This is a genomic window from Roseimicrobium gellanilyticum (assembly GCF_003315205.1).
GTDB classification, from domain to species: domain Bacteria; phylum Verrucomicrobiota; class Verrucomicrobiia; order Verrucomicrobiales; family Verrucomicrobiaceae; genus Roseimicrobium; species Roseimicrobium gellanilyticum.
This window is the reverse complement of record NZ_QNRR01000003.1, coordinates 417,528-429,692: the sequence shown is the minus strand read 5'-3', so window position 1 is coordinate 429,692 and position 12,165 is coordinate 417,528. Positions and strand designations below refer to the sequence as shown.

The 12,165-nt window shown below is 56.9% G+C and carries 10 protein-coding genes; all 10 read right to left on the bottom strand.

Annotated elements, in window-relative coordinates; genetic code table 11:
- Nucleotides 1-18: 18 nt before the first annotated feature.
- Nucleotides 19-645 carry a hypothetical protein gene (locus tag DES53_RS32515; RefSeq protein WP_147263355.1) on the bottom strand — a complete coding sequence of 209 codons (627 nt, stop codon included), beginning with the start codon at nt 643-645 and terminating at the stop codon, nt 19-21.
- Nucleotides 646-1,239: 594 nt separating this feature from the next.
- The gene (locus tag DES53_RS11715; RefSeq protein ID WP_170157038.1) at nt 1,240-2,217 is read right to left on the bottom strand and encodes a glycosyltransferase family 4 protein; all 978 of its coding nucleotides are present in this window, start codon (nt 2,215-2,217) and stop codon (nt 1,240-1,242) included.
- 474 nt (nt 2,218-2,691) lie between these two features.
- Nucleotides 2,692-3,792 carry a radical SAM/SPASM domain-containing protein gene (locus DES53_RS11710; RefSeq protein ID WP_113958445.1) on the bottom strand — a complete coding sequence of 367 codons (1,101 nt, stop codon included), beginning with the start codon at nt 3,790-3,792 and terminating at the stop codon, nt 2,692-2,694.
- A complete protein-coding gene (locus DES53_RS11705; RefSeq protein ID WP_113958444.1) occupies nt 3,789-4,793 on the bottom strand; it encodes a glycosyltransferase family 2 protein in 1,005 nt (334 codons plus the stop codon). Before DES53_RS11705 ends, DES53_RS11710 begins: the two co-directional genes overlap by 4 nt.
- 45 nt (nt 4,794-4,838) lie before the next feature.
- Nucleotides 4,839-5,585, bottom strand: coding sequence for a class I SAM-dependent methyltransferase (locus DES53_RS11700; protein ID WP_113958443.1), 747 nt, complete (start codon nt 5,583-5,585; stop codon nt 4,839-4,841).
- 91 nt (nt 5,586-5,676) lie between these two features.
- Complete coding sequence (locus tag DES53_RS11695; RefSeq protein WP_113958442.1) at nt 5,677-6,597, bottom strand: glycosyltransferase family 2 protein; 921 nt, start codon at nt 6,595-6,597, stop codon at nt 5,677-5,679.
- Nucleotides 6,598-6,638: 41 nt separating this feature from the next.
- Nucleotides 6,639-7,865, bottom strand: a complete 1,227-nt coding sequence (locus DES53_RS11690) for a CgeB family protein (protein WP_170157037.1) — start codon at nt 7,863-7,865, stop codon at nt 6,639-6,641.
- 323 nt (nt 7,866-8,188) lie between these two features.
- Nucleotides 8,189-8,632: a glycosyltransferase family protein gene (locus tag DES53_RS33715; RefSeq protein ID WP_245958146.1), complete on the bottom strand. Its 444-nt coding sequence runs from the start codon at nt 8,630-8,632 to the stop codon at nt 8,189-8,191.
- A gap of 954 nt (nt 8,633-9,586) precedes the next feature.
- Nucleotides 9,587-10,834, bottom strand: coding sequence for an ABC transporter ATP-binding protein (locus DES53_RS11680; RefSeq protein ID WP_113958439.1), 1,248 nt, complete (start codon nt 10,832-10,834; stop codon nt 9,587-9,589).
- Nucleotides 10,827-12,158 carry a lipopolysaccharide biosynthesis protein gene (locus tag DES53_RS11675; protein WP_113958438.1) on the bottom strand — a complete coding sequence of 444 codons (1,332 nt, stop codon included), beginning with the start codon at nt 12,156-12,158 and terminating at the stop codon, nt 10,827-10,829. The genes DES53_RS11680 and DES53_RS11675 overlap by 8 nt, the downstream gene beginning before the upstream one ends.
- Between the last annotated feature and the right edge of the window lie 7 nt (nt 12,159-12,165).

Genomic DNA, 12,165 nt, shown 5'->3' with positions numbered 1-12,165 from the left:
CGGTGAAAAACGCCGGGTTCAATCGGAGGAGGCCCGTTTCTGACCAAGCACAATATCCCGGAAAACGGGCCCCAAGGTACGGGGTAAGAGTGCTTCACGTGCACGCTCAACTGCGGCGTGCTGTTCTGCAGGGATGACTGGCGGATTCACCATGCACATCTCTTTGACGCGCTGAACCAGAGCTGGCCATGAGTCGCAATTATATCCGATTGCTCCGTAGCGCCGGAAGTAGCAGTCCACCATCGAGTTGCGAACAAAAAGTGTCGGCTTGCCGCAGGCAATCAGGTCCGGAATCGTACCGCTCGTACGGTATTGATAGGGATTGGGATCGTGTACGGAAAACCACATGGTATATGACGCTGCGGCGAGGCGCCGAAAGTATTCAGGAATGGAAAGCGGCGAGCCGGGTGTGTCCGTCAAATGAGCTGTGGCAGAGGCGTCCTCATTCCCTGAGACAAAGCCTGCAACCGAGAAGTTGGCTTGAGGCTGAACAGCGTGAACTTCCCGGGCCAATTCTGCGAACGTTGCCAGTCCCTTGTCCGGCACACCAGGAAACACAAAGTGGTGGGCGTCCACAGGTTGCGTGCAGGCATATTCCACGTCCAGCAGGGGGATGGGCAAAAGTCGGATGTCGTGCTGGCGCAAGAGGGATGGAAAATTCCGCGCCAGTGCTGTGGTGATGTGTTCTTCGAGAACGACGAGGCGCAGATTGGGGAGGTGTGGACCACGGAGCCCCGGCAGTCTCTCTGGTAACGGCCTTGAATTCCACCCCAAGGGCTCAAAGAGTGCGTGGGCAATGACAACCACTGGCGTGGTCACACGTCCCAAACGCATCAGGTATCTCAGGAAGGTGAGCGCAGAGCCTCCCATATCCGCGAATACCCAGCATGCCACGTCCGGCCGGCGCATGGCTTGGACCATTTTGAACAGGAGCTTGAAGCGCTGGAGGGAGCCGTGTGCTGTGCGAGGAGCTCCGAGGTCATGACCCACGACTTCGATGGAGTTTCCTGGCTTCGAACGGCTGAGTGATAGCGCATCTCTGAGAAATGGCACATGGGACTGCTCCACATGGAAAGTAGCCGGATGGGTCGGAAACGCATGAGACACAACATGGGCAAGTCCAGCGTTGAAGGTTCCGTGCCGGAATTCGCGCTGCCAGCTGCAGAGTCCGATCATTCTTTGGAGCTCAACGGGGTGTTGATTTTTTTGACGTGTGGTAAGCACCTGGGTGCACCGCCGTCAGCCAGGCATTGCCTCATGGTTGCACCGTGCACGGAACTCCTGAAACTTGTGCTCAAGAAGGCTCAGAAGACGTTGCTGATAGGCGTCAAGTGAGAGGCCTTGCGAGTGCTCACTCGCTGCGGCACTCATCTGTTTCAAGAGTAAGCGATCCTTGTGGAGTTGGCGCAAACGTGCCGCCATGATTTCGACATCCCTTACGGGGGCTATGTATCCTGTTTTGCCATCCACGACGGTACTGCCCGCATTCGGGGTGGTGACTACGGGAAGTCCGCAGGTGAGGGCCTCATATGTCACTGTTGCGGACCCTTCGCAGATGGACGGGAGAAAAAACACGTCGGCCCATTCATAGTGAGCTCGCACATCTGTTCGGGGCACGGCACCGGTCAGATGCACTGCCTGTGATACCTCTGCCATGGCCTTTGCAGAAAGGGAGGTGGGCCCCACCCATCGAAACTCGGCATCGCTGCCAAGTGCGCGGGCCACTTCCAAGCAGGTGGACGCACCCTTGCGCAATCCGAGTTCCCCCACCGTGAGGACTCTTAGCGGCCCAGATTCGTGGTGTGCGGGTGAGGCGGCAAAGTGTGCATCTACACCGTAGGGAACAACCGCGCATCGATCCACCGGGCCGCCGCACTGAGCGATTCCATCACGAACGAATTCACTGCCACATACAATGAGGTCTGCGAGAGCCCATTCTTCAGCCTCACGACGCGCCGTCATCTCGGCGGCGGAGCCGAACTTCTTATCTGGTTCCCACCCAGGGTGGCGTGCATGCTCTGTTTTCAGAAGGGTGTCCTCCACCGCGCGGGGCACGATGGTTTGTTCCACGACAGTGAAGAGTCCCTGAGAGCGTGCAGCTTTCAAGATTTCGAATCCGGCAGTGTTGAAGGTATAGATGGCGGTGGCATTGCCGAAGCCCTGGCTGACGACGCGATCACCAAAGGCCCTGCCTGCCCACAGGTGGACAGCACTCATCTTGTTCGTATCGCGCGCGGTCCGTCGCCGAAGGTAGTACAGTGCACCAAAGACCGATTGCGGATAGACCTGTTTCTGGGGCAGGCCAGAAGCTATGCGTCCCGTGAGCCGACGTATGCCTGAGCTCTGCCATGCCTTCGGAAGCCTTCGAAAAACGCTGCCCCAATCCATTCCACCATACAAGTCCGTATAGAAGCGCTCCAGTTTGCCGGCTTGGGCCAGCATCCTTGGCACTGCATAGTGCATGCGGGCTCCAAGCTGGCACACCACCCAACTTTCCCTGGAAGGGGAGGGGGGTGAGCCTGCGCTCACATGACCACGATCATCCAGCACAGTTTTTGCACACGCTGTCATTTTGCCGCTCTTTCGTAGAAAGGACTCTGGGACACATCAACCAGGTTGGCTGGAGCGAAACGTGGCCGACATGAGATTTAATCAGTCAGCGCTCGGTCCCCACACCGGCTTGACCCAGCTTCAAGTGACAGCAGCCTGCTCATTCTCCTTCTCAGCGTCTTTTGAAATGGGGCGCTGGCAGGGCTTGAATGCCTCCAGCACGGCAGCATTGTCCTTTCTCAAGTAGAGGGAGAGGTGATTGTAGTGCGTGCAGGACTTGCACAGATTCTTGATCTTGGACGTGGTGAATTCCTCGCGCAGGCGTTTGAGTTCCGGTCCGAACCAGATATCCGCGAGGTGCTGGTTGCGCACGTTTCCGACGACCAATTCGCTCGCGTCCACGTCGCGGCAGTTGCATCCTCCCACCTTGCCGTCCCAGTAAACCATCGGCCCCATGAACAGTTCAGTGCAGGGGCTCCAACGAGGCCGTAGATTCCGGCGGAGCTTCATATTGCCCGTCAGTTCTTCCTGCGTGATCTTCCCGCCCCAAGAATCGTAGCGGAATTTCACACCAATATTCTCAACCCCTACGACTGCTGCCACCTTGTGGTAGTCGGGATAGGAAAGCACTTCGTGAAGGGGGCGATCCACTCGCATGTCCACCGTAAAGTTCACCGGCCTGCCGAGCCGATTGTTCACCTCGGCGAATTCAATGACGTTCTCAAGCATCCGCTCATACATGGTCGTGCGGTACACCCGAAGGTACATCTCCCGGTCGAAGCCCGAGGTTGAGACTGTGAGTGCACTCAGCCCTGAAGTAGCCAGCGCTTCGGCTCCCAGCTTGTGAAGGCTGAGCATGTTCGAAAACATCGAGATGCTCTTGATCTCGGGATGGCGGCGCGCGTAGCGAATGCGCTCAATGATGTGTTTATCCACGAGCGGTTCGCCCACGGTAGGCGTGAAGCCCAGATTCCCGCCACCGCATTCCACGAACTCCTTGATGATCTTGCGGAAAAGGCCCATGTCCATAACCCCTGTGGCCCGCGTCTGGTACTGGTAGGCGCAAAAAACACACTTGGCGTTGCAGATGTTGGTCGTCTCAATGTTGACATTGCACATCGCCTGCGAAAGGCGGTCTATCAGCTCCTTCTTTCGGAAGGGGTAGACGAGCGCCGCACGCAGACCTGCCAGCTCGAACTTGGCTTTTCGAGTGAGCAGTGTGACCAGATTGGAGAGATTCATGGATTCGAGCCTCTGGCAGATATATTACCGCTTAAATCGGTATCCGGGAATTGTTTTGGTTGAGGGCCGCTGCCTGAGCCCTGCCACTCTCCCATGGGGCCAAGTTCCTGGCATACCTCGTTAAGGGACAGAACTTTGTTACGGTTCAAGCGCCGAGCGAGACGATAAATCTTGCTGGAAATTGGATGCCGCAGGTGCCTTGTCCGCCATACGAGGGGGATGGCGCGGAAGTACCCACTGATAGTCTGGGGGAGACAGTCGTGCGTCAGACCAAACCGCAATCCATTGAGGATGGTCCCCGGCAGATGGTAGAGCAGGTCGGGAAAGGGGACGTTCCATATTGCATGACACACATCGTTTCGCCGCTGCCACATCCGATTCCGTCCGGCATCGCGGACAGGTGACATGTAGTGCAAGATGACATCTGCCGAGCCGAGCAGCGTGACATATCCGAAGTTCAGGAAGTGTACGCAAAGTTCGCGTTCTTCAGTTTCGCGGAAGAGCAGTTCTTGATATCCGCCCATTCGGAGAAACAGATCGCGCCGAAAAGCACATGCCGTGCCCACGAACGACGCGACCACCCAATCCCCCGGCTCGGGTGGCGTGGGAGACTTTAACTCAGGGCTGATTCGGATGTCCTTGTAGGGAATCCACACGGCCGCAACACGCGGGTGTCTGAAGTCAGCCAGGGTCTGCCTTACAATGTGCGGGGTGGAAAATTCTGCGTCATCATCAATCGACACGATGATTTCACCCTTGGCGAGGAGGGCACCTCGATTGCGTTGCGCACACACTCCAAGAGGTTGCTGCGCTTCAACTAACGACACCGAGGGAAACTCGCTCCGCATCATGGCCACCGTGGCGTCGGTAGAGGCATCGTCCAGGACCAGGATTTCGCACTCGATATCCTGGCTCAGGGCGGATTGCACTGCCCGACGGAGATCGTCCATCCGATTTCGCGTGATGAACAGAATCGTTACACTAGGCGTTTGTCCGGCCATAAGTCGTAAAAAGTCTCGCGATAGGCAGCGGGAAACGCGTTGGCATCATTTTAGGGGTTTCCGGCCCTCCAGGATCATGGTCTCGAAAATGTTCCAACGCGCGCTTCCGGAAGCGTCGCCATGATGTTCCAAGTTGCGAAGTCCCTCGTGACTACTTTGTCCGACCGTGCACCATTCCAGGGCTTCAAACCCTGCTTCGCGGAATGATGATTCGAGGTTGGCCCGATCATAAATGAAACGGTGTCCCCAACTGTAGAAGAAACAATTGATGACAGCGGCCGATCCCTTGCCGCCAAATTCATGGAGATGCCGCCCAGTGAACCATTGCACATATTCTCCGCCTTCCGAGTTTGGCTCCACTGAGTGGAGGCCCAGGATGACCTGCAGATCGGGAGTTGCGATGCGGATATGCGCGCCCGGTTTGAGCACGCGAAAACTCTCCCGCAACAGGTGCATGCCTTGAGCATGAGGTACATGCTCAATCATATGTTCGCTGAATACATAGTCCAGTGAGCTGTCCGGCAGCGGGAATGGCTTGGTGGCATCGAGAAACACCGAGCCCGAATGCGCAACAGTCAGCTCGGTATTGAGCCACTCTGGAATCACATTCGCTCCACAGCCCAAGTGCAGGCCCCGTTTTTGATGGCTCTCCAGATAGCGATTGATGACAGCGCGACGGGTTATTTTGGATATCAGTGTCCTGCACAAGTATACCAAATCCAAAAAGGCCAGGGCAGGTGAGCGAAGGGCTGGATGCTCTCTAACCAGTGTTCTAAGCCGTTCTTTGATCATACTTGACGTGCTTGGAGGAGGAGTCGTGAACGAAGTGTCGAGATGTCGTGTCTGGCGGGAGGTTCACTCCAACGCGAGATTCTGTGCCCTTTCATACAAGAGCCGGTGCAGAGGACCTTCGCGCGCTGCGGACGGCTTTCAGTGGGAAGCCGAGCAAAAATTTCCATCTGCTGGTGGCCAAGTGCCATCGTAGCGTGGCCCGATACATCCGCCACGCCTCGGCTCGCTTGTCTCCAGTCTGCAGGCAGGTCAGCAGGATGGGACGCACATGGTAGCTGATGATGCGCCAGCGCTCCCTGGCACGTTCTGCGCCGCCTGGATAACCACCTGCATTTTCAGTGTTGATGATGTACCAAAGACCGGTGAGGGTCTTTTCCAAGACCATGGTGATATTGGCAGCATGTTCGCGATAAGCGAGTGTCGCAGGTCCTCCGACTTGCACGAATCCCGGCGCCGTGCCGAGTTTGAGGGCCAGGTCGGCATCTTCAGCGTTCATGTTCTTTTGGGCAAAGCCGCCGCAGCCGAGAGCCGCATCCCGCCTCACCACGAAAGCAGAAGCACCCAACCAGCGCCACTCATGGTTCGTGGCAAGATAGTCCCTAAATTGGAGGATCGTCGTGGGCTGCGCCGACGCTTGGGCCAGCTCTGCCTCGGAGCGAAAGAGCAGTGGTTTACCTGCGATGAACGCAGGCTTGGATGCTGTCCGGATGACTTCAGCATAGGTCTCAAGGGTCCAGGGGAACCAGAGATCGTCGCTGTCGAGAAACGCCAGATATTCGCCTGTGGCATGCTGCATTCCCAGATTGCGCGCGGCCCCGGGGCCTGCATTTGACTGCTGGATCAGGGTGAGCTTCCCCTTTAATGAAGAGAGATAGGCGACCGTGCCATCCGTGGATCCATCATCGACGACGATGATTTCGAAGTCATTGAATGTCTGCTGCAGGACGGAGGCCAGAGTATCCCGGAGATATTGTTCCCGGTTGTAAGTGGGTATGATGACCGAGAAGAGCATGAACTGCGTTGGAACTGTGGCCGTTTCGTGCACGGAGAGGCTCAGGATATTCCCAAGCCTGTCTTTCGAAACAGTTCCTCAAAGCGTCGCGCCCACGTGTGGTCCCGCCTGGCGCGTTGCCAGCCGGCCTCCCGCAGGCGTTCGGCTGCCTCTGGATTTTCCAAGTAGTACCTTGTTTTCTCCACCAGCTCGGCTTCGGAGGAATAAGTATCAATTTCCCTGCCTACCTCGTAGAATTCGGTGATTTCATCTGTGTATCCGGTGAGGTAGCAGGTGCGACACATCGGGGCCTCGAAGTCGCGAAGTCGAACGTGAGGGATGAGCTCGGAACCTGGCTGGTCATCTGCCCATACATTGCTGAAATTCAAGATGACCTCGTGCTCGGAGAATACCTCGCAAACTTTATCAAACGGGATGCTTCCTTTCGCATACGGCGTGAAGAGAGGAAGCACCTGCCGGTCTTCCTCGCGTTGTGCGTACTGTTTCCAGATTCTGCTCAGCCCCCCGACGATGCCGTAGCGCTGCATGTGCTTCGTCACTAATGTCAGATAACTGGAGAGCTGCCGTGGTTTGACGTGGTGCCGTTTTTTTGGGGCTTCACCGTCCTGAGGGGGTGGTGGCGATTGCTGTGCAACGGGGGCGCCCCACCCAGGGCCATATATCTCCACCGGAATTTCCGCGCGTATCAGGGCGGCCATCCATCGGTGACGGTCAGCGTATCGCATCCCTACGAAACATGCGTCCGCCTTGCGGGAGACGTCGGTGACGGGGCGGTAGACTTCAGGATCTGCACCCATCTGCACCCAGATGGGGGTGGCACCGACCCGCTGATACAATGCTTTTGCGTTCTTTTCTGCGTGCCAGGCAAAGTCTGCCTTTGCTGCGACATCTGCTACAAGATCGAATTGACAGATGCTATTGCAGTAGAAATTCACCGAAGGAATTCCCATGCGACGGATCTCCGCAAAGCCTGCAGGGTCGAAGTGCGAGTTGTAAAAATAACTCAGAAAAAGATCGATGGGCGCTGCAGCATGTGCGCGGCGCAGATCATCGAGAATCTGTTGCGTGATGTTCGCACGGATTTCGGTCTCCTCGCGGTCCAGCTTGCGAGAGGCGCCCATGAATTGGCTGGCAGGAAGCAGATCCACGGAGGATTCAATGACTTCATGACCGAGCTGTCGGAGAGCGGGGTGGAAGTTGCCGGTCCAGAGTGAGCCATAGAACAAGCTTGGATCCGAGGAATGGCGGACTGCGGAATAAATTCTCATTGGGACGGTTGTCGCAAAAAGGTGCATCCGTTTGCACCAGCGCTTGTACGATGTGCGTGCCATGGTCCAAAGCATGGAGGCGGTATCCATGCTCTGTGAGAAAAGCGGACTACTATTCAAACCGGCACTGACCCGAATGGAAATCACCAAAGCTCACTTCTGCGCGCGCCGCGTGTGCATGCTTCAGACAGTCAGGCGCACCTCGCAGTGCATGAAGCTCATATCCCTGCACATCCTGCGTACGCGTCGCCATCTTGTTGCCTGCTGTCCAAGGCGCTCCAGCTGAAGCAGAGGGTTGTAGAAAAGTTCAGCTCGCATGGCGTTCAATTGACATGGGTTGATCCATTGTGTGCGCCAAGCAAGGCATCTTGAAACTTGTGCTGCGCAGCTGCTGCGGAAAATTGCCTCGCTCCAACCTCGGCCGCGGTGCGTCCCAGCTTCATGCGTAGCTCCGGATCGCTTGCGAGCGTTTTCACTGCTTCCAGGATTAACTCTGGCACGTTGCGAGTCACTGTCAGCGCCACCCCAGGATGTTCGTCCGCCCACTGCACAGCGGAGGTGGCTGGCGGTCCCACGACGAGGATTGGCAGACCGGTTGCCGAGCAGTCTGTCAGTTTGCTGGGGAAATTCAGACGCATGGGTTCCAATTCTTCCGGGTCGAAAGACATGGGAACCACCAGAGCGTCGCATTCTTCACGCAACATGTGCACGATTGCTTTTGATGGAATGAGCCCGCGAATGGCAACGTTGGCACGATTGAGCCCCATCAGGGTTGCGTCTTCAGTGGAGAAAGGGCCATAGAGATGCAGTCGTCCTCCGATTTCCTCCAGCGCGCCCGCCAGGAGTCGGAGTGTCTTCACATACGACGGGGATACAAGTGAACCCGCGTAGCCGACACAAAAGGGGCGTTTGCCTGGTGGTGGCGGTGGTGGAGGCGAATCGAACGAAATGAGGTCCGAAGCCCGCGATGGATAGAGCACAGCTCCTGGTACTCCATAGCGACGCATGTATTCTGACTCCATGGTCGGGGAGACGCAGAGTCTTGATGCCGCCTGACCATAGATCTGGCCAAAGCGGCGATGAAGCATGGGGCGAATGGCGGGAAGTACTGGCGTCGCGGAGGGCCAGTCGTCATGGACGATCAAATGCAGATGGAGGCCGCGCTGTCGGGCAAAGTGGGCCGCTGCCAACCACGCGTAGTCGTGAGCCACGGTAAGGACGGCATCTGGCTTGAAACTCCCAAGTTGGGATGTTGCCCTTCTGACGAGCCGACCCTGTGTGTAAATCAAGTACATCCCAGCCCAGCGATGCAGTCGGCTGTGCCTCAATCGGGTGACGAGGGGTCCCGCTGGGAGATGTTCATAAGTGGCGTCAGGGAGCCTGCGCCCGGGAACTGATGGTGCGGGGGCGCATTCCAGAAGCATCAGCCGGTCGCGAGGGTAGTCCTCAAGGAGTCGATATAGCAATGCCGATCCATGATAGGAAGACTCCACAGGCACATCACCAAAATACAGAAGCTTGGGAAATTGGGAGCTCATCCCCTGGAGTGTTCCCTGCCTCAGTGCCGGCAAGATGGCAGTGTGTATTTCGGTGTGCGGCATCCTAGCTGTGCTTGGGAAAGTGGAACCTCGTTCCGAAGTAGATGTAGGATCCTGAGATCCCGGGGCCGCATCCGTATAGCCAGCACTTGATTTGTCCACGCCGCATTGTGATTCAAGGCTTCAGGGATTGCCGGTTTGAGTGAGCATGGCTTGGAAAGGCATTTCCACGTAGCCCCGCTCCGATGCAGGAAGTGGGATGAAGTCGCTGCTCAGAGATCTCCCTGACACATGGAAAGAGGTCAAATCCAGATAGTTTCCATAGTATTGGTCAGTGGCGAGCCACATGCCGACACGATAGTCACCCTCTATCAGGGGTACCGTGGCGATGCTGCCTTCAACCGCGAGGGTTCCTTCGGTGACTGGCAGGTTCTCTACTCCGACGGATCGCAAATCGAGCATGGCGACACGAGTCCCGGCTTCACAAAAAATGAGCAATGCGGATTGCTGAATCGTCATCGGACGCAGAACCTGCAGAACAATCCGGAACGAAGTGCCTTCTCCGGAAACAACACCTCCTTCAGCGATCGTGAGGTCCCGAATTTTCAGCCCCGGACCCAAGTTCATGCTGTCGCCGCTGGATCCAGCCCCGTTATTCTGAATGTTGGCCATGTAGACCTTGAGCACGTCTCCGATGGGTCCGGTCTGCCTGATGACTCCTCTGTCCAGATAAATGGCTCTCGTGCATAGGGATTGGATTGCCGCCATATTGTGGCTCACGAACAGCACGGTCTTTCCTCCCTGCGCCACGGCCGACATCCTCCCGAGGCATTTTTTCTGAAACTGGGCGTCTCCAACGGCCAGAACTTCGTCCACGACCAGAATTTCCGGCTCCAGATGCGCGGCCACGGCAAACGCCAGACGCACGTACATGCCACTGCTGTATCGCTTGACTGGCGTGTCGAGAAACTTCTCCACGGCAGCGAACTCGACGATTTCATCAAACTTGCTGCGTATCTCCGCCTTGGTCATGCCCAGTATCGCACCATTGAGAAAGATGTTTTCCCGGCCGGTCAACTCAGGATGAAACCCAGTTCCTACTTCCAGCAAGCTCGCCACGCGGCCACCGAGTGTGATGCGTCCTTCGGTGGGCGCAGTGATCCGGCTCAGAATCTTGAGGAGGGTGGACTTGCCCGCTCCGTTCCTTCCAATGATCCCGACAACATCTCCCTGGTTTACCTGGAAAGAAACATCCTTGAGTGCCCAAAAATCTTCGCTTGTGGAGTTCTGGTGTCCACTGGTTGCGCTTGAAAAAAGGTTCTTCACCTTTCTTGCCAGCACATCTCTCAACGCCGTATATCGCTCACCAGACTGGTGTTTGATTTGGTATCTCTTGCTGAGATTTTCTACCTGGATAATGGGTTCAGACATCTTTAGGGGAAGCTTTGGGAATGCCCGCCATCTTTCTGAATCCAGACATCCCCGCTGCCAAACCAAGGACGAGAGACGGCACAAGAGCTGCCATGGAAAACCAGATGATCTCCAGTACGCTGTCCGGCCGCAAAGCGAAATAGGCTCCTGCTTGAGCCAGAACGGTGAAAGGAGGATTGAGCCGCGCGAGATGCACCCATCCGCGGGATGTATTGAACCACCACAGAATGACGGTGAAAGAATAGAGTCCCAGATGAGCGATCATCCAGGGTACTTCCTTTGCGAGATGCGTATACGCTGAGCCAAAAAGCCAGAGTATCCAATCGGCGGCAAGCCACCCTATCACCGTGAAGGCGGCGAGGGCTGCAACATACGCCGCGGCGGAGAGTGCCAATCTGCCAGCGAGAATGCGAGGAGTCTGGCTGCGCGAGAGAGTAGGGATGACCAACTGGTAATACAACAGTGCCAATGCAGCGAACACCGAGCCGAGCCGGCTCAGCGCGCCGAAGTCGGCCACGGCCGCGACGTTGGCCGTGATGCTCAGCAGCCACACACCCACCTGCCCCTGGATGAACTGGAACAGGTTGTAGAATCGCATGGCGCCCACCTGCTGGAGAAGCAGCGCCTGATCGTCGGGTGAAGGTTGAGGCTGTCCCTCGCGCCATTCTGTGGAAGCATGCCTTAGAATCAGATACTGCCACGTCACGCCGACGACGGCTGCCAGCGTTGCCGTGATGGCATCCAGCCAGAACAAGGCTGCAGCTCCCACCAGGAGCAACCTTGCGATGACGCCGACGAAGTCTGAAAGCAGCGCCTGCCGAAAGCGGCCTTGTAGCTTGAGTGCGGCACTGAGCGAACTGTTGGTGAGAACGGCGAAGAACCCAAGAATGTTCGCTCCCAGAATGGCAACAGCGATGGAGAGCGGTGCTTCGTTCTCCAGCAGCAACCAGAAGGGAATTGGCAGCGCCAGCAGTGCCGACACCCAGCCCAGCCGCCAGCGCAGGCTCAGCACTGATGCGAGAGCCTGCCGGAACCGCGCAGTCTCCCCAACTGCCCTCCCGCCTACGGACTGCATGCCAAGCCCGGTGCCCGGGTCCACCAAGGTGGTGAAGACCGCCGTGCTCGAGTTGCCCAAAGTGTACCACGCGAACTCTGTTTTGGTGAGCCACCGGACTAGAAGGAACCCGGTTCCAATGCTGATGGCCTGAATCCCTCCTTGCAGAAGGGTCAGCAGTCCGAACCGCTTCCATCGCGAGAGGGCCTGTTCTTTGGTCGATGTTGTCTGTCCGGCATTTGAAGCCTCACTGGAGGGTGTGTGCTGCAAGCGGAGC

What these genes read in the sequence shown, in the direction of transcription:
- DES53_RS11715 (WP_170157038.1), bottom strand. Translation starts at nt 2,217, where the DNA reads ATGAGTGCTGTCCACCTGTGGGCAGGCAGGGCCTTTGGTGATCGCGTC.
- DES53_RS11710 (WP_113958445.1), bottom strand. Translation starts at nt 3,792, where the DNA reads ATGAATCTCTCCAATCTGGTCACACTGCTCACTCGAAAAGCCAAGTTC.
- DES53_RS11705 (WP_113958444.1), bottom strand. Translation starts at nt 4,793, where the DNA reads ATGGCCGGACAAACGCCTAGTGTAACGATTCTGTTCATCACGCGAAAT.
- DES53_RS11700 (WP_113958443.1), bottom strand. Translation starts at nt 5,585, where the DNA reads ATGATCAAAGAACGGCTTAGAACACTGGTTAGAGAGCATCCAGCCCTT.
- DES53_RS11695 (WP_113958442.1), bottom strand. Translation starts at nt 6,597, where the DNA reads ATGCTCTTCTCGGTCATCATACCCACTTACAACCGGGAACAATATCTC.
- DES53_RS11690 (WP_170157037.1), bottom strand. Translation starts at nt 7,865, where the DNA reads ATGAGAATTTATTCCGCAGTCCGCCATTCCTCGGATCCAAGCTTGTTC.
- DES53_RS33715 (WP_245958146.1), bottom strand. Translation starts at nt 8,632, where the DNA reads ATGGGGCTCAATCGTGCCAACGTTGCCATTCGCGGGCTCATTCCATCA.
- DES53_RS11680 (WP_113958439.1), bottom strand. Translation starts at nt 10,834, where the DNA reads ATGTCTGAACCCATTATCCAGGTAGAAAATCTCAGCAAGAGATACCAA.